The following is a 16,844-nucleotide window of genomic DNA, read 5'->3' as shown; positions in this document are numbered from 1 at the left end:
CGCGGGCGTGGTGCCGGGGCGGGCCCGCGTGCCCGCCCCGGCCCCCGTCAGGGCCCGAGGCGGATCCGGACGACCCCGGTGCCGCCCAGGTCCAGCCACACGCTGTCGGGTGTGCGCACCAGCCGCAGGACCAGGGTCCGGCACCGCGGGCAGCTCGCTACCAGACCGGGCCCGTCCGTCGTCACGTACAGCTCGGCGAAGGTCCCGCACGCCCCGCACACCGAGCAGCGGCGCTCGGCCGAGGTCAGGTCCACTGACATGATCTCCGAGAGCGGTCCGGCCAGCACGTTGGCGTCCAGGTGCTCCGGTTCCCTCATCCGCCACCTCCACCCGAGCCGAAACGCTCGGTACGCACCCGCCGGGGGTCGTGCCCCAGCGCGACCAAGGCGTCGGCCACCGTCTCCACGAAGCCGGTGGGCCCGCACACGAAGCACACCGGCGCGAACTCAGCGGGGAAGCCGTGCGTGTTGAGCTCGGCCACGCCCAGCCGTCCCGGCCCCCGGAGCGCGCCCTCGGGCGCGCGGCGCGTGTAGGCAAGGAACACGTCGACCCCTCCGTCGCCCGGCCTGTGCGCGCCCAGCTCGTCCCGGTAGTAACGGTCCTCGGGGGTGCGCAGCGAGTACAGCACACGGAACAGGGCCCGGCCGCCCGTCCGGCGCCGCTCGCGCACCATGGCCATCAGCGGGACCACGCCCGAACCGCCGCCCACCAGGACCGCCGGGTCGGGCGACGCGGCGTCCCACACGAACCAGCCGCCCAGCGGACCGCGGACCTCCACCCGGTCGCCCGGCGCGAACACGTCCACCAGGTAGGGGGAGACCTCCCCGCCCGCCACCCGCTGCACGGTCAGCTCGACGCGCTCGCCGTCCGCGGCCGAGGCGATCGAGTAGCCGCGCTGGGCGGTGTAGCCGTCCTCGGCGGTCAGGCGCACGTCCACGTGCTGGCCGGGCCGGTGCCCGGGCCACCCCGGGACCTCCAGGACCAGGGTCCTGGCGCTCGCGGTCTCCCACCGGTCGGCCACCAGCTCGGCGGGCCGCCAGCCCGCCATCAGTCGCCCTGGTAGCGCTGTTCGCGCCACGGGTCGCCGTAGTCGTGGTACCCGGCCTGCTCCCAGAACCCGGGCTCGTCCTCGTCGAGCAGCCGCAGCCCGCGCACCCACTTGGCCGACTTCCAGAAGTACAGGTGCGGGACCAGCAGCCGGGCGGGGCCGCCGTGCTCGGGGGCCAGCGGTTCCCCGCCGAAGCTGTGCACCACCCAGGCCCGGCCGTCGGTGAGGTCCTGGAGCGGCAGGTTGGCGGTGTAGCCGCCGTGGCTGACCGCCAGGGCGTACTCCGCCGCGGTCTCCACCTCCTCCAGGAGGGTGTCCACGCTCACGCCCGCCCAGTCGGTGTCCAGCTTGGACCAGCGGGTGACGCAGTGGATGTCCGCGCGGGGCCGCTCCTGGGGCAGGTCCAGGAACTCGTCCCACGTCCAGGAACGCGTGCCGCCCGCCTCGTCGGCGATCGCGAAGGTCCATTCGGCCGTGTCCACGTGCGGTGTGGGACCGGCCGACAGGACGGGGAAGTCGTGGGTCTCGTACTGCCCCGGGGGCACACGCGAGGGGTCGCCTCCCCTGCGCCCCTGGAAACCCCTGCTCACCACGTTCATGGCGGTCCTCCTCTCCGGTGCCTGGCGCCCTGTCTACCCGGCGGCGGGTCAGCGCAGGGCATGACAGGCACCAAATCCCGGGATGGGCCGACGGGGCACGGCGGGCGCGGAGCACCCGGTACCGGAGGAGCGCTGGGAACGGCGGCCGGAACGGGCTCGGGGCGAACCCTCAGTCGGACTCGGCGGCGGGGACGGTCAGAGCGGCCCGGCCCATCTCCAGCAGCAGCCCCGCCATGTGCCGCCGCGACAGCTCGCCCCGGCTGTGCGGGGTGGAGTTGAGCAGCCCGAACACGGCGTGCACCGCGGCGCGCAGGACGGTGGCCGAGGCGTCGGGACGCAGCTCGACCAGCACCCCCACCCACTGCTCGACGTAGCCGCGCTGGAGGCGGCGCACCCGGCGCCGGTCGGCGTCGGTGAGGTTTCCCAGCTCCCGGTCGTGCACCGTGATCAGGTCGGGCTCGTCCAGGGCGAAGGCGATGTGCCCGCGCAGCAGGGCCTCCAGCGCCTCCTCGGCACCCGACGCCCGCGCCACCAGCTCGCCGCCCCGGCGCGCCAGGCGTTCGCTGACGTCCACCAGCACCGCGCCGAGCAGCTCCTGCTTGCCGCGGAAGTGGCGGTACAGGGCGGGCCCGGTCGTGCCGACGGCGCGGCCGAGGTCGTCGATGGACACCCCCCGGTAGCCGCGCTCGGCGAAGAGCCGCGCCGCCGCGCCCAAGAGCGCCGCGCGCCGCTCGCCCGCGGGTCTGCCCCCCATCCGGACTCCTTCCCCTCCCCCGGTGTCGCGCCGGGCCCTGGACACCCATGTTAGTAGTCACTAACATCCCAGATGTTAGTGAGCATTAACACCCCTCCACGAGAGGACACCATGAGCAGGGCATCTGTGCTCGGCACGGCGGTGGACACCGCCGGGCCCGCGTTCGCCGCCAACGACGCGGCGAACCGCGCCCTCGCCCTGGAGCTGCGCGAGCGGATCGCCACCGCGGCCCTGGGCGGCCCGGAGAGGACCCGGACACGCCACGTCGAGCGGGGCAAACTGCTGCCGCGCGACCGCGTCGACCTCCTCCTGGACCCCGGCTCCCCCTTCCTGGAGATCGCCCCCCTGGCCGCGTACGGGCTCTACGGCGTGGACGGTCAGGACGCTCCCGGCGCCGGGATGATCGCGGGCGTGGGCCGGGTCATGGGCCGCCCGACGGTCGTGGTCGCCAACGACGCCACCGTCAAGGGCGGCAGCTACTACCCGATGACCGTCAAGAAGCACCTGCGCGCCCAGGAGGTGGCGCTGCACAACCGGCTCCCGTGCGTCTACCTCGCCGACTCCGGGGGCGCGTTCCTGCCCATGCAGGACGACGTCTTCCCCGACCGGGAGCACTTCGGCCGGATCTTCTACAACCAGGCCACCATGTCGCGGATGGGCATCCCGCAGATCGCCGCGGTGCTGGGCTCGTGCACGGCGGGCGGCGCCTACGTCCCGGCGATGAGCGACGAGGCGGTCATCGTGCGCGAGCAGGGCACGATCTTCCTGGGCGGCCCGCCGCTGGTCAAGGCGGCCACCGGAGAGGTCGTCACCGCCGAGGAGCTGGGCGGCGGCGACCTGCACTCGCGGGTGTCGGGGGTCACCGACCACCTGGCCGACGACGACGCGCACGCCCTCACCCTCGTCCGGCGCATCGCCGACACCCTCGGCCCGCCCGAACCGCCCGCGTGGGAGGTACGCGAGCCCCGTCCCCCGGTGCTGGACCCCGGGGAGCTGTACGGGGTGGTGCCCGCCGACACGCGCACCCCCTACGACGTGCGCGAGGTCATCGGCCGGATCGTGGACGGCAGCGAGTTCACCGAGTTCAAGGCCGAGTACGGCACGACCCTGGTCACCGGTTTCGCTCACCTGCACGGCCACCCGGTCGGGATCGTCGCCAACAACGGCATCCTGTTCGCCGAGTCCGCCCTCAAGGGCGCCCACTTCATCGAGCTGTGCGACCGGCGCGGCGTGCCGCTGGTCTTCCTCCAGAACATCTCCGGGTTCATGGTCGGGCGGGACTACGAGGCGGGCGGCATCGCCAAGCACGGTGCGAAGATGGTCACCGCCGTGGCCTGCGCCCGCGTTCCCAAGTTCACTGTGGTCGTGGGCGGTTCCTTCGGCGCGGGCAACTACAGCATGTGCGGGCGGGCCTACTCCCCCCGGTTCCTGTGGATGTGGCCCAACGCGCGCATCTCGGTGATGGGCGGCGAGCAGGCCGCCTCGGTGCTCTCCACCGTCCGCCGCGACCAGATGGCCGCGCGCGGGCAGGAGTGGTCCGCCGAGGACGAGGAGGCCTTCAAGGCGCCCGTGCGCGACCAGTACGAGGAGCAGGGCAGCCCCTACTACTCCACCGCGCGGCTGTGGGACGACGGCGTCATCGACCCCGCCGACACCCGCGACGTGCTCGCCATGGCCCTGTCCGCCGCCCGCCACGCCCCGCTGGAGCCGGTGGGCTACGGCGTCTTCCGGATGTGAGGAACCCTTGACCACAACGCCACGCACGAACCCGGGCGTCCGCGGGCCCGCGCGCATCATGGTCGCCAACCGGGGCGAGATCGCGCTGCGCGTCATGCGCACCCTGCGCCGTATGGGCATCAGCCCGGCCACCGTGTACACCGACGCCGACGCGAACGCCCCGCACGCCCTCGCCGCCGACATGGCGCTGCGGGTGGAGCACTACCTGGACGCCGACGCGATCGTCGCCCTGGCCCTGGACTGCGGCGCCACCGGCGTGCACCCCGGCTACGGCTTCCTGTCCGAGAACGCCGGCTTCGCGCGCGCCTGCACCGACGCCGGGCTGGTCTTCATCGGCCCCCCGGCCCCCGCGATCGAGGCCATGGGCGACAAGATCCGCGCCAAGGACACCGTGGCCGCCGCGGGCGTGCCCGTCCTGGGCGGGTTCACCGAGAAGCCCGGGCGGCCCCTGGGCGACGACGAACTCCTGCGCGCCGCCGAGGAGACCGGCTACCCGCTGCTCATCAAGCCCTCCGCCGGGGGCGGCGGCAAGGGCATGCGGTCCGTGCGCTCCCCCGACGACCTGGCGGCCGGTGCGGCGGCCGCCCGGCGCGAGGCGCTGGCCTCCTTCGGGGACTCAACCCTGCTGGTGGAGCGGCTGGTGGAGCGGCCCCGCCACATCGAGGTGCAGGTCGTGGCCGACGCCCACGGCAGCGTCCTGCATTTGGGTGAGCGCGAGTGCAGCCTCCAGCGCCGCCACCAGAAGGTGGTGGAGGAGGCGCCCTCCCCGCTGCTCACCGACGCCCAGCGCGCCACCATGGGCGAGGCCGCCGTGGCCGCCGCCCGCTCGTGCGGGTACGTGGGCGCGGGCACGGTGGAGTTCATCGCCGAGGCGGGGCCGGGCGGCGACCTGTCGTTCTCGTTCCTGGAGATGAACACCCGTCTTCAGGTCGAGCACCCGGTCACCGAGGAGGTCGTCGCGGTGCGCGGCGAGCGCGGCGTGGACCTGGTCGAACTCCAGGTGCGGGTGGCCTACGGGGAGGCGCTGCCCTTCGCCCAGTCCGACGTGTCCTGGATCGGGCACGCCGTGGAGTCGCGGATCTACGCCGAGGACGCCGACCGCGGGTTCCTGCCCACCGGCGGGCCGATCCTGTCCCTCGCCGAACCCCGGGGGCACGAGGTCCGGGTGGACTCGGGCATCGCCCAGGGCGGGCGGATCACCTCGGACTTCGACCCGATGCTCGCCAAGGTGATCACCTGGGGCGCGGACCGCGCCGAGGCCCTGAACCGGATGGACTCCGCGCTGGGCTCCTACCAGCTGTTGGGCTGCGTGACCAACACCGCCTACCTGCGCCGTCTGCTGCGCCACCCGCGTGTGGTCGCCGGGGACCTGAGCACCGACCTCATCGCCTCCGACCCGCCCGCGCCGGCTCCCGAGCGGATCCTCGACGAGGTGTACGCGGCCGCGGCCCTGGACCACCAGCTCGACCTGGAGTCGGAGCCGGGCGCCGACCGCTTCGCCGTGCCGGACGGCTGGCGGATGGGCGGCCCCGCCTGGACCCCGTGGCGGCTGCGGCTCTCCGGGCGCGAGGCCGTCGCGGTCCGGGTGCGCCGTGACGGGGAGCCAGGACGCTACCTGGTGAGCGTGGCGGAGGGGGAACCCGTCGCCTTCGGGGCCCGGCGCTCCGCCGACGGCACCAGGCTCACCGTCACCGACGGCCGCGCCACCCGCACCTACGCGCGCGCCGACGACCCCGGCACCGCGCACCGCTGGCTGGGCTCGGGCGGCGCCGCCTGGAGCCTGCACGAGGAGCCCGTCGCGGCCGCGCTGCGCGAGGACGACGCCGCCGCCGACGGGACCGTGCGCAGCCCCATGCCCGGCACGGTGCTCTCCGTCGCCGTGCGGGTGGGGCAGGCGGTGAGCGCGGGGAGCCCGCTCGCCGTCGTGGAGGCCATGAAGATGGAGCACTCCGTCACCTCACCCGTCGACGGGACCGTCGCGGCCGTGGCGGTGCGCCCCGGCGCGTCCGTGCCCATGGACGCCGTCCTGGTCACCGTCGAACCCGTCCCGAACGCGTCCGCCGACACCCCGTCGGACGCGCCCTCCCCCGCCACCAGCGAGGAGTCGCACGCATGAACCGTCACCAGCTCTCGACCGAACACGCCGACCTGCGGGCCGCCGTGGAGGAGTTCGCCCGCGGCGAGGTCGCCCCGGTCATCGGCGACTACTACGAGCGGGAGGCCTTCCCGTACGAGATCGTCGCCAAGATGGGCCGGATGGGCCTGTTCGGACTGCCCTTCCCCGAGGAACACGGCGGCATGGGCGGCGACTACTTCGCCCTGTGCCTGGCCCTGGAGGAGCTGGCCCGGGTGGACTCCTCGGTGGCGATCACACTGGAGGCCGGGGTGTCGCTGGGCGCGATGCCGATCTTCCGGTTCGGCACCGAGGACCAGAGGAGGGCGTACCTGCCGCGGCTGACCTCGGGTGAGGCGCTGGGCGCGTTCGGACTGACCGAGCCCGACGGCGGGTCCGACGCGGGCGCCACCAGGACCACGGCCCGCCTGGAGGACGGCCAGTGGGTGATCAACGGGACCAAGTCCTTCATCACCAACTCGGGTACCGACATCACCGCGCTGGTGACCGTCACCGCCGTGACCGGGCGCCGGGAGGACGGGCGGCCGGAGATCTCCTCGATCCTGGTGCCCGCGGGCACACCGGGCTTCTCCGTGGGCCAGAAGTACTCCAAGGTGGGGTGGAACGCCTCCGACACCAACGAGCTGGTCTTCGAGGACTGCCGGGTGCCCGAGGCGAACCTGGTCGGCGAGCGCGGGCGCGGGTACGCCCAGTTCCTGCGGATCCTGGACGAGGGCCGCATCGCCATCGCGGCGCTGTCCGTGGGCCTGGCGCAGGGCTGCGTGGACGAGAGCGTGCGCTACGCCCACGAGCGGCACGCCTTCGGCAACGCGATCGGCAGCTACCAGGCGATCCAGTTCAAGATCGCGGAGATGGAGACGCGTGCGCACACCGCGCGGCTGGCCTACTACGACGCGGCCTCGCGCATGCTGGCGGGCGAGCCCTTCAAGAAGGAGGCCGCGGTCGCCAAGCTGGTGGCCTCCAACGCGGCCATGGACAACGCGCGGGACGCCACGCAGGTGTTCGGCGGGTACGGGTTCATGAACGACTACCCCGTGGGCCGCTTCTACCGGGACGCCAAGATCCTGGAGGTGGGCGAGGGCACCAGCGAGGTGCAGAAGATGCTCATCGCCCGCGAGCTGGGCCTGCCCGCCTAAGGTCTGTTTTTTGCACCGGTCTCGGCTTGTGGGGGTCGGTTCGGGCGCCCACGGGGTTCCGGAGGTGCCGGAGACGGGTTCCCGTGGCGGAACCGCGCCGTAGGCGTCGGTTGAGGGTGGTGGCGGGCGACGGGTGGGACGAAGCGGAGCGGAAGGTCCAAAAAAACACTGCCTAGAACCCGTCCGCGGACCCGGGCGCGTGCGCCCTCACGCCCGGGTCCGGTCGGCGGCGTACGGCCTGGCGCGGCCCGGGCCGGGTGATGGAGGGCCGAGGACTCGGGTGGAGCGCCGCGTCGGCGGCTGACGTGCGAGGAGCGGCTGCGGCACGGGCGGGGCGAACGGTGGCCGGTTCCGGACACCCCTCACCCTCCGTGTCCGTCGCATGACCGCGCACCGCCGGGGCCTCGGAGGCGGGAAGGGCCGTGTGGCAGGCGAAGGAGGACCCCCGAGCCGCGCGGAGGAAGGCGTTCGCGCAGGTGGTGACCGGGTGGGGACGCGCGGTGACGGTGACGCCGCGCCCGTTCCGGGTACACCGTGGGCGGACACCGAGAGGCCGCGAACCCCCAGCGTCACCGCGGAACAACAACAAGGGGTGACAAGCACCCGAAATCAACACAGAATGGACCCATACGGCCAGCGCGGGTCCCCGACTTTCCCGACCCGGCCCGCTCAGGACGGGCTCTGCGCGGCCCACGGCCACCTCACATCCCCCAGCCGGAGGAGACATGGAAGGCGTCCTGTCTGTGATCGCGCTGGTCGCCGTCGTCATGTCGGCCGGCACGATCGCGGTCGCCGCGCACTTCCGCAAGGAACGCTCCACCGAGCTGCGCCGATGGGCGCGTGAACGCGGATGGACCTACACCGAACAGCTCCCCAGTCCGCTGGGAGAGGCCGTACTTCCCCGTGCCGCCCTCGGACCGCACCCGCGCGCACAGCACGTGCTCACCGGCCGCCGGGGCCAGCACCTGGTCGTCGCCTTCGAGCAGACCCACACGGCGGGCAGGGGCGCGGAACGGGTCCGCCGCGTCCACCGCGTGGTGGCCGTGCGCACCCCCGGACCCAACGCCGAACTACAGATACTGCGCAGGCGCGACCCGGACGCCTCCGACGACGACTTCGCCGGAGCCTTCCACGCGACGGGCAACGACCCCGCGTTCACCGGGGCCGTGCTCGACAACGTGGTCACCAAGTGGCTGCTGACCGATCCCAGGTCCCGGTCCCTTCCCGTACGCTTCAGCGGGGACTACGTCCTGACGTGGGCGGCCATGCGACTGGATCCCGATCGGGCCGTGACCGCCGCCGACTACCTGATCGCCCTCGTGGAGCGGGTCCCCGCCGAGGCCTGGAAACGGCGCGCCCCCGGCCGCTGAACGGCCTTACGCGCAGGTCCGGGCATCCGGTCCCGCTCCGTGAGGCGGATAAAATTCGCCTTGCCCCCGTAGCAACAAGGAGTACCGCCCTCATGAGTGACCCCAACGCGACGCACCGCATCTCGCGCGCGGACCTGTTCCGCGACGACGAGGAGGAGACCAACGCCCCGGACCCCAACGCGACCGCGCGCATCTCCCGTGCGGACCTGTTCCGCGACGAGGAGGAGTTCCAGGCGCCCGGCGAGCGGCGCTGACCCGAGACGGAGGAGCGCCCACCCGGTCACCCCGGATGGGCGCTCCTCTCGTGTGCGGTTCGGGCACCCACGGGCTTCCCGTTCTCCGGGCGCCCGAACACGGTCCGAAGAGGCCCCGAAGGACCCCGTCTAGCGGCGCTCGCGGACGGCGGCGACGATCTCGGCGACCGCCTCGTCCAGCGGCACCCCGTTGTTCTGCGAGCCGTCCCGGTAGCGGAAGGACACCGCGTTCTTGCTGACGTCCTCGTCACCGGCCAGCAGCATGAAGGGCACCTTCTGCTTCTGGGCGTTGCGGATCTTCTTCTGCATGCGGTCGTCGCTGGCGTCCACCTCGACGCGGACGCCCTCCGCGCGCAGCCTGGCGGCGAGCTCGCGCAGGTAGGGCACGTGCTCGTCGGCGATGGGGATGCCGACCGCCTGCACCGGCGCCAGCCAGGCCGGGAACGCGCCCGCGTAGTGCTCCAGCAGGACGGCGAAGAAGCGCTCGATGGAGCCGAACAGGGCGCGGTGGATCACCACCGGGCGCTGGCGCGAGCCGTCGGCCGCGGTGTACTCCAGGTCGAAGCGTTCGGGCATGTTGAAGTCCACCTGGATGGTGGACATCTGCCAGGTGCGGCCGATGGCGTCCTTGGCCTGCACCGAGATCTTGGGGCCGTAGAAGGCGGCGCCGGCCGGGTCCAGAACCAGCTCCAGGCCCTGCTTCTGCGCGGCCTCGCGCAGGGTCTCGGTGGCCTCCTCCCACACCTCGTCGGTACCGACGTACTTCTCCGGGTCCTTGGTGGACAGCTCCAGGTAGAAGTCGTCCAGGCCGTAGTCGCGCAGCAGGTCGAGCACGAAGGTCAGCAGCGAGTCGAGCTCGTCCGCCATCTGCTCCTTGGTGCAGTAGATGTGGGAGTCGTCCTGGGTGAAGCCGCGGGCGCGGGTCAGGCCGTGCACCACACCCGACTTCTCGTACCGGTACACGGTGCCGAACTCGAACAGGCGCAGCGGCAGCTCACGGTAGGAGCGCCCGCGCGCGTCGAAGATCAGGTGGTGCATCGGGCAGTTCATCGGCTTGAGGTAGTAGTCCTGGCCGCCGTCGAGCTGCATGGGGGGGTACATCCCGTCCGCGTACCAGTCCAGGTGCCCCGACTTCTCGAACAGGGTCCCCTTGGTGGCGTGCGGGGTGTAGACGAACTCGTACCCGTCCTCCTCGTGCCGCCGACGCGAGTAGTCCTCCATGACCCGGCGGACGGTGCCGCCCTTGGGGTGGAAGACCGCAAGGCCCGAGCCGATCTCGTCCGGGATGGAGAACAGGTCCAGCTCGGAGCCGAGCTTGCGGTGGTCGCGCTTCTCGGCCTCCTCCAGGAAGGTCAGGTGGTCCTTGAGGGCCTCCTTGCTCTCCCAGGCGGTGCCGTAGACGCGCTGCAGCTGCGGGTTGGTCTCCTTGCCGCGCCAGTAGGCCGCGGCGGTGCGCATGAGTTTGAACGCCGGGATGACGCGGGTGGTGGGCAGGTGCGGCCCGCGGCACAGGTCCTTCCAGCACAGCTCGCCGGTGCGCGGGTGGACGTTGTCGTAGATGGTGAGCTCACCGGCGCCCACCTCCACACCGGCGCCCTCGGCGGCCTCGGTGGCGCCGCCCTTGAGCCCGATCAGCTCCAGCTTGTACGGCTCGGTGGCCAGCTCGGCGCGGGCCTCCTCGTCCGAGACGACCCGGCGGTCGAAGCGCTGCCCCTGCTTGACGATCTGCTGCATCTTCTTCTCGATGCTCTTCAGGTCGGCGGGGGTGAAGGGCTCGGCGACGTCGAAGTCGTAGTAGAAGCCGTTCTCCACGGGCGGGCCGATGCCCAGCTTGGCCTCGGGGAAGAGCTCCTGGACGGCTTGGGCCAGCACGTGCGCGGTGGAGTGGCGCAGGATCGCCCGCCCCTCCTCGGAGTCGACGGCGATCGGCTCGACGGTGTCGCCCTCGCGCAGTTCCCGGGCGAGGTCGCGCGGCTCGCCGTTGACCAGCGCGGCGATGACGGTCCTGCCGTCGGCCTCCAGAGCCTGGCCCGCCGTAGTGTTCGCCGCCACCGCACGCGGGGTTCCGGCGAGGGTGATGTGCAGCTCAGGCGCGGCGGACAAGGTGACTCCTAGGAAGACGTGGAAGATGTCGAACGCGGACCGGCCGCTGTGCGCGGCCGGGCGTGTACTCCCTCCCGATGCTAGCGGCTTCGGGACGGGGCCGCCCCGGTTGTACACAGGCCGCGCGGCCGGGCTGGTGACGCGGAGGACGTGGTGGGACGGTGGGATTCAGGCGCCGCGGGCCCGGAGTCCGGCCGGGGATTCGGTCAGGGATTCGGACTCTTCTGGGCGTACCCGCGTGAACCGCCCACAGGAGGGGCAGGGGACCAGACAGGGACTGATCTGTCATGGAACGTCACCTTTCGTGGGCCTGTCCACACCCTTACGAAAGGCCATTGATCCCGCTGTCAGGATCGGTGAGAATCAACAGATGCCCTGGCCATCGCCCCCAGTCGACCCGAATGCATCCACTCGCTTCGACCGAATACTGTGAGCGCATGTCACCGAGCCCCACCAATGACCCGTCGGCCCCGGAGACATCCCCCACCCGCCGCACCCGCGCGCGCAGGTGGCGGCGGATGCGGGCGCGGCTGCGCCTCTTCCGCAGGCGCATGCACACGCACCCCGCGCTGCGCCTGCCCTGGAGCGTGCTCGTGGGGACCGTCGGCGTCGTCGTGGTCCTGGCCGGGCTGGTGATGATGGTCGTCCCGGGTCCGGGCCTGGCCTCGGTCGTTCTGGGGCTGGTCATCCTCAGCACCGAGTTCCGGTGGGCGCAGAAGGTGGTGCGCCCCGCCCAGGTGTGGTTCCGCCGCGCCGAGCGGTACGGGATGCGCCTCAAGGAGGAGTTCTTCCGGCGCCTGCGCGCGCGCAGGGCGGTGCGGCGCGGACGCCCCCTGCCGGACACCCCGTCCGACTAGCCCCCTCAAGCCGACCGGGCCCCGGGGGCGGTGACGGCGCGCGGGCGCCGAACGCGAGGGGGTTCGCCCCAGCCGACTGCGCCGGAGCACCCGCGTGAACGGGGCGGGGCCCCGAACCGGAGGGACGGAGCCCGGCGCGAACGAGACCGCGCCCCACACATACGAGAACGGTCCCACCGGGGTACCTACCCCCGAGTGGGACCGTCTCAGAGCCGTGTGGGCGATACTGGACTCGAACCAGTGACCTCGTCGGTGTGAACGACGCGCTCTAGCCAACTGAGCTAATCGCCCTGAGCTTCCTGCCCGCCCTGTCGGCCGGACAAGTAAGACTCTAGCGCACCTTCGGGGGTGCTCGACGCACACGGGAGCCCTCGGCGGACGCCGTTCCATGTGGCGGAGGTCACATTAACCTTTCGAGGGACTCGCGGGAGTGTCCGCACCCACCCCCGATCCCCGCAGTGATAAGGAGTTCCCGCCCCCGTGGACCCGTCGAACACCACCCCTTCATTACCTCCGCGTGACGTGGGACACCCAACATTGGGAAATCTTTGGTTTGTCCTGGTCATTACAGTGACGAAGGATCGTGGCGCCGCACCGCGGCACGCCGGGTCCGTCGCACGGGCGGCGAGACCTCCGGTCCCACCCACCAAGAAAGCCTCCGTACTCACGTCATGTTCCGCGGGAAGCCGCGTTGGAGCCCGTGAGACGGCAACCGACCCGCGCCGCAACAGCAAGGCCGGACGAGAAAAGGTTTGGCGAACATGAACAGTAGCGACACCACTGCCACCGCCGAGCTGGGCCTGCGGCTCGTGGTCCCCGAACGCACGGCGGTCCCCCTGGTCGCGCGCCTGGACTACAGCGCGGACGACCCCTACGCCATACGGGTGGCCTTCCACACCGGCGAGGACAACCCCGTCGAGTGGATCTTCGCCCGCGAGCTACTGACCGTCGGCATCGTGCGGCCGGTCGGCGAGGGCGACGTCCGCGTGTGGCCCTCCAAGGACGACAACGGCGACCGCAGTGTGAGCATCGCGCTCTCCTCCCCCTTCGGCCAGGCCGAGTTCGACACCCAGGTCTCCCCCCTGGCCGAGTTCCTCCACCGGACCTACGAGATCGTTCCGGCGGGCCAGGAGGGCCAGTTCGTGAACCTCGACGAGGAGATCCAGCAGCACCTGCACTCCTGATCGACCTGCGGGCCCCGGGCCCTTCGCGGAGCACTCCCGACGTCTGAGGGGGCGGCGCACCACGCGCCGCCCCCTCAGACGTGTCCGTCCCCGGCTACCGGGATCAGGGGTCGATGTCGGCCGCGGAGCGCTCCGCGAACACCGACGCGGCCTTGGCGGTGACCGGTCCGGGCTCGGCCGACACCGCGCGGCCGTCCACGTGCAGGATCGCCTGCACGTCGCGCCCGGTGGAGGTCAGGAAGGCCTCGGTGACCTCGGGGAGGCGCTCCATGGGCACGTCCTCCTCCTCGCCCCCGAACCACTCCAGGACGAGTTCGCGGGTGATCCCCGCCAGCGGGCCCGCCGACAGCGGCGGGGTGACCAGCCTGCCGTCGAGCACCACGAAGACGTTGCTGCCGGTGCCCTCGCACAGATTGCCGCTCACGTTGCGAAAGAGCGCCTCGCTGGCGCCTCGCTGCTTGGCGTAGGCCAGGGCGCGCACGTTGTCGGCGTAGGAAGTGGTCTTGAGCCCGGCCAGGGCCCCGAACTCGTTGCGCGGCCAGGGGACCGTCGCCACGTCGGCGTGCGGGGCGATCCCGGGGAAGGGCCCCAGCGCCACGATGGCGGTCTGCTCGCCCGGGGCGCGGTCCGAGCCCAGCGGCCCGGCTCCGTCGGTGACCGTGATGCGCACCCGGGCGTCGGACAGCTCCGGGTTGGCCGCCACCGCGCGGGCGACGCCGTCGGCGATCAGCTCCAGGTCGGGTTCGGCCATGCCCAGGCCCTCCGCGGAGCGGGCCAGGCGCCTGAGGTGGCGGGTGAGGGCGAAGGGGCGGCCGCCGCGGGCCCGCACCGTCTCGAAGACCCCGTCACCCACCGTGATCCCGTGGTCGACCACGGGAATGCGCGCCTCGCTCTCGTCGACGACGGTGCCGCGACCGTACCCGGCACCCGCGATCCACACCTTCATCTGCCACCCCCACGTTCTCAAGAGCCCAGGTAGGGCCGGTGTCTGCACGATCCTCCCACCTCGTCGGCGTGTCACGACCCGCTCCTTCCGTAACCTCCGTACGGCGGGTTGACAAGTCCCGTGACCGGCACCGGCCGATGGTCTAGCACCTATGCCCGTTTTGCGGAGGTATCGCGACTGGTCACACGGCTCGACGGCCTGGGCGGCCCACCCGGAATCCACCGTGGTGGCCGGACAGATAAGTTACGAATGACTATCATCTGGGCAACGCTTATGCGGGACCGGTGGCAGCCGAGTTCGGAGCTTTCCCCCAAGGCACCCCGGCGGCGGCCCGCAGTGCGCGTGTCCCACGTCACGCACGACCACTGACAGAGCAAAGAGAGACATGACCCCACCGAGTACCGCCCGCGGAGAGCTCAGCTGGTTGCTGGACGATCTCCTCACGCGTGCCTCCGGTACGCAGCACGCCATCGTCCTGTCCACCGACGGGCTCCTCATGGCCACCTCCAGCGGACTGGACCGTCCCGCCGCCGAGCACCTGTCCGCGATCGCCTCGGGGCTGCACAGCCTCGCGGGCGGGGCGAGCAAGCAGTTCGCCGCGGGCGGCATCCGCCAGAGCATCATCGAGATGGACCGCGCCTTCCTCTTCGTCGCCGCGGCCGGAGAGGGCGCCTGCATGGCGCTGATGTCGGACTCCGACAGCGACGTGGGCCTGATCGCCTACGAGATGAACAAGGTGATCGAGAGGGTCGGCCAGTACCTCTCGGCGCCTCCCCGACCCGACATGCCCTCCTCTCCGGCCCACGTGGAGAAGTAGCTCCCGCCGCCTCGGCGGGTCGGCGGGACCTGCCACGGCGGGGCACGGGTGTGCCCGGTGCGCCCGGCCGATTTCGCGCTTGGCCGGGAATCCGCTAGAGTTCTTAACGCAGCGAGGGGCGCTGACGGGGACAAACCCCGGAAGCCGGACTCGCCGCGCGGACGTGGCTCAGCTGGTAGAGCATCACCTTGCCAAGGTGAGGGTCGCGGGTTCGAATCCCGTCGTCCGCTCGAACGGAAGCGTTCCGCGTCCTCAGGGTCGCGGAGCGGTTCCGGCTCCGGAGTCCGCTCCGGGGCGCACGCGGACGTGGCTCAGCTGGTAGAGCATCACCTTGCCAAGGTGAGGGTCGCGGGTTCGAATCCCGTCGTCCGCTCGGAGAGGCCCGCATGGGTGTCACTCGACAGCCCCCCATCGCGTTCCGGCGGAGTGGCCGAGTGGTTGAGGCAAGGGACTGCAAATCCCTGCACACGGGTTCGATTCCCGTCTCCGCCTCGCATCAAGCTTCACCTCATCCCCCGATGAGGGCGGTTAGCTCAGTTGGTTAGAGCGCTACCTTGACACGGTAGAGGTCACAGGTTCGAATCCTGTATCGCCCACCAGCATCACCGCAGGTCAGAGAGTTTATCTGACATGTGAGTGAAGACCGGTCAGCCCAGACTGGGAGATATCTGGGAGATCGTCTTCGAAGCGGGTTCCTCTCGGAGCCCGCTTTCGCTGTTTCCACGGTAGTGCTCTTCGAGCGTCGGCGCCACGGTGAAGAGCCACTCGCGATCCCGGTCCGTGAGGGCCGTCACGCTCCCCCGCCACCGGTTCTCGAGCACGCTGAGTACACGCCGCTTCATCTCCGGGGTCACATGCTCGTAGACCCGGGCCATCCCCGGCACCCGGTGTCCCAGCCGCGCCGCGCGGGCCACCTCGGGGATCTCGTCCTCGGCCAGCCACGTGCGGTGGGTGTGGCGTCCCTCGTTGAACGTGAACCCCGGCAGCAGCGGACGCCGCCACCGGGCCTCACCGCTGCGGGGGTCACCGTCCCAGACCGGACGCCAGAAGCGGGCCCGGAAGTTGCCCCGGCGCAGCAACCCGCCCCGGGGGCCGCTGAAGAGGTAGTCGTCCTCGCAGTCCTCGATCAGCTCCGTGTAGAGGGTGTCCAGGAACGGCGGGAGCTGGATCCACCGCTTGCCCGCCGGGGTCTTGGGGCTCGGGGCCCTCTCCAGCCTCCCGCCGACCTCGCGCAGCGGTGTGCGCACCGGGACGGCGTGGTTGATCTCGTCGTAGTCGTGCGGTCTCAAGGCGACCAGTTCCGACCAGCGTGCGCCGGTGTAGCCGTTCATCAGCGCCAGCACGAACCCCGCCCTGCCGAAGGTCTCGTGCAGCCGCAGGGCAGCGCGCAGGAACTGGGCCGGGGTGGCCACCTGGCGTTCGGCCTCGTACTCGCCGCTGGTCACCCGGACTCCGCGGGCGGGGTTGGCGGGGATCTTGCGGGCCTTGACCGCGACCTCCAGCAACCGGGAGAAGTAGGCGAAGATCGACGCCACCGAGGGCTCGGCCAGCTCCTCGTGCAGGTCCCTCACCCAGCGTTCGATCTCCAGGTAGTCGTTGAAGACCGCGCCCAGGGGCCAGTCCTCCCACTGGGGCAGGATGTGGCGGTCCAGGTAGGAGCGGTACTTGGCCCGGGTGTTGCCCGCCAGCCGGGCGGCGTCGAAGACCTCCTCGGCGAAGACGCCGAAACGGACCTCGGCCCGGGCGGGGTCGATCCAGGTGTGGCGGCGGATGTCGGTCTCCTGGTCACGGCCCCAGGCCAGGGCCGCTTCCTTGGTCGCGAACCCCGACTCCGAGGCCCAGTCGCCGTTGGGTTTCTTGTACTTCACGCGCCAGGTCCTGCCCCGGCGTTCTGCGTACGCCATG

General features: G+C 71.8%; 15 protein-coding genes and 5 tRNA genes. 12 read left to right on the top strand and 8 right to left on the bottom strand.

Annotated features, from left to right (window positions below):
* Positions 1-47 precede the first annotated feature (47 nt).
* The 4 genes from KGD83_RS09315 to KGD83_RS09300 all read right to left on the bottom strand — a co-directional run bounded on the left by KGD83_RS09315 (position 48) and on the right by KGD83_RS09300 (position 2,401).
* Positions 48-317 carry a DUF6510 family protein gene (locus KGD83_RS09315; protein WP_047869297.1) on the bottom strand — a complete coding sequence of 90 codons (270 nt, stop codon included), beginning with the start codon at positions 315-317 and terminating at the stop codon, positions 48-50.
* Positions 314-1,048: a ferredoxin reductase gene (locus KGD83_RS09310; protein ID WP_212643413.1), complete on the bottom strand. Its 735-nt coding sequence runs from the start codon at positions 1,046-1,048 to the stop codon at positions 314-316. Before KGD83_RS09310 ends, KGD83_RS09315 begins: the two co-directional genes overlap by 4 nt.
* The gene (locus tag KGD83_RS09305; protein ID WP_212643412.1) at positions 1,048-1,647 is read right to left on the bottom strand and encodes a sulfite oxidase-like oxidoreductase; all 600 of its coding nucleotides are present in this window, start codon (positions 1,645-1,647) and stop codon (positions 1,048-1,050) included. Before KGD83_RS09305 ends, KGD83_RS09310 begins: the two co-directional genes overlap by 1 nt.
* A 169-nt stretch (positions 1,648-1,816) precedes the next feature.
* Positions 1,817-2,401: an SACE_7040 family transcriptional regulator gene (locus KGD83_RS09300; protein WP_212643411.1), complete on the bottom strand. Its 585-nt coding sequence runs from the start codon at positions 2,399-2,401 to the stop codon at positions 1,817-1,819.
* Between the two features lie 126 nt (positions 2,402-2,527).
* Here KGD83_RS09300 and KGD83_RS09295 point away from each other — a divergent pair, with 126 nt between their 5' ends.
* The 5 genes from KGD83_RS09295 (at position 2,528) to KGD83_RS09275 (ending at position 9,032) form a co-directional block, all read left to right on the top strand.
* A complete protein-coding gene (locus KGD83_RS09295) occupies positions 2,528-4,138 on the top strand; it encodes a carboxyl transferase domain-containing protein (RefSeq protein WP_212644347.1) in 1,611 nt (536 codons plus the stop codon).
* A gap of 7 nt (positions 4,139-4,145) precedes the next feature.
* Complete coding sequence (locus KGD83_RS09290) at positions 4,146-6,254, top strand: ATP-binding protein (protein ID WP_212643410.1); 2,109 nt, start codon at positions 4,146-4,148, stop codon at positions 6,252-6,254.
* Complete coding sequence (locus KGD83_RS09285) at positions 6,251-7,408, top strand: acyl-CoA dehydrogenase family protein (RefSeq protein ID WP_212643409.1); 1,158 nt, start codon at positions 6,251-6,253, stop codon at positions 7,406-7,408. The genes KGD83_RS09290 and KGD83_RS09285 overlap by 4 nt, the downstream gene beginning before the upstream one ends.
* Positions 7,409-8,133: 725 nt before the next feature.
* Complete coding sequence (locus tag KGD83_RS09280) at positions 8,134-8,778, top strand: hypothetical protein (RefSeq protein WP_212643408.1); 645 nt, start codon at positions 8,134-8,136, stop codon at positions 8,776-8,778.
* A gap of 92 nt (positions 8,779-8,870) precedes the next feature.
* Positions 8,871-9,032: a hypothetical protein gene (locus KGD83_RS09275; protein ID WP_174547456.1), complete on the top strand. Its 162-nt coding sequence runs from the start codon at positions 8,871-8,873 to the stop codon at positions 9,030-9,032.
* Positions 9,033-9,161: 129 nt separating this feature from the next.
* Here the strand turns inward: KGD83_RS09275 and thrS are convergent, their stop codons facing one another.
* Positions 9,162-11,135: a threonine--tRNA ligase gene (thrS, locus tag KGD83_RS09270; protein WP_212643407.1), complete on the bottom strand. Its 1,974-nt coding sequence runs from the start codon at positions 11,133-11,135 to the stop codon at positions 9,162-9,164.
* A gap of 518 nt (positions 11,136-11,653) precedes the next feature.
* Here thrS and KGD83_RS09265 point away from each other — a divergent pair.
* On the top strand, positions 11,654-11,992 hold the full coding sequence (locus KGD83_RS09265) for a PGPGW domain-containing protein (RefSeq protein ID WP_212644346.1): 339 nt from the start codon (positions 11,654-11,656) through the stop codon (positions 11,990-11,992).
* Between the two features lie 217 nt (positions 11,993-12,209).
* Here KGD83_RS09265 and KGD83_RS09260 read toward each other — a convergent pair.
* Positions 12,210-12,283: transfer RNA gene (locus tag KGD83_RS09260), tRNA-Val, on the bottom strand.
* A 470-nt stretch (positions 12,284-12,753) separates the two neighbouring features.
* Here KGD83_RS09260 and KGD83_RS09255 point away from each other — a divergent pair.
* Positions 12,754-13,176, top strand: a complete 423-nt coding sequence (locus KGD83_RS09255; RefSeq protein ID WP_013154284.1) for an SsgA family sporulation/cell division regulator — start codon at positions 12,754-12,756, stop codon at positions 13,174-13,176.
* 103 nt (positions 13,177-13,279) lie between these two features.
* Here KGD83_RS09255 and KGD83_RS09250 read toward each other — a convergent pair whose 3' ends face one another.
* Positions 13,280-14,122, bottom strand: coding sequence for an aminotransferase class IV (locus tag KGD83_RS09250; RefSeq protein WP_212643406.1), 843 nt, complete (start codon positions 14,120-14,122; stop codon positions 13,280-13,282).
* 385 nt (positions 14,123-14,507) lie between these two features.
* Here KGD83_RS09250 and KGD83_RS09245 point away from each other — a divergent pair, with 385 nt between their 5' ends.
* The 5 genes from KGD83_RS09245 to KGD83_RS09225 all read left to right on the top strand — a co-directional run bounded on the left by KGD83_RS09245 (position 14,508) and on the right by KGD83_RS09225 (position 15,538).
* Positions 14,508-14,939: a roadblock/LC7 domain-containing protein gene (locus KGD83_RS09245; RefSeq protein ID WP_013154286.1), complete on the top strand. Its 432-nt coding sequence runs from the start codon at positions 14,508-14,510 to the stop codon at positions 14,937-14,939.
* Positions 14,940-15,096: 157 nt separating this feature from the next.
* Positions 15,097-15,169, top strand: a tRNA-Gly gene (locus KGD83_RS09240).
* Positions 15,170-15,239: 70 nt separating this feature from the next.
* Positions 15,240-15,312: transfer RNA gene (locus KGD83_RS09235), tRNA-Gly, on the top strand.
* 47 nt (positions 15,313-15,359) lie between these two features.
* Positions 15,360-15,431 (top strand) — tRNA-Cys (locus tag KGD83_RS09230).
* A 30-nt stretch (positions 15,432-15,461) separates the two neighbouring features.
* Positions 15,462-15,538 (top strand) — tRNA-Val (locus tag KGD83_RS09225).
* A gap of 48 nt (positions 15,539-15,586) precedes the next feature.
* Here KGD83_RS09225 and KGD83_RS09220 read toward each other — a convergent pair.
* Positions 15,587-16,843, bottom strand: coding sequence for a tyrosine-type recombinase/integrase (locus KGD83_RS09220; protein ID WP_249352251.1), 1,257 nt, complete (start codon positions 16,841-16,843; stop codon positions 15,587-15,589).
* Position 16,844: the final 1 nt, after the last annotated feature.

This window comes from Nocardiopsis akebiae, assembly GCF_018316795.1.
Classification (GTDB): domain Bacteria; phylum Actinomycetota; class Actinomycetes; order Streptosporangiales; family Streptosporangiaceae; genus Nocardiopsis; species Nocardiopsis dassonvillei.
The sequence above is the reverse complement of the archived record's forward strand: the minus strand, read 5'-3'. Positions and strand labels throughout refer to the sequence as shown.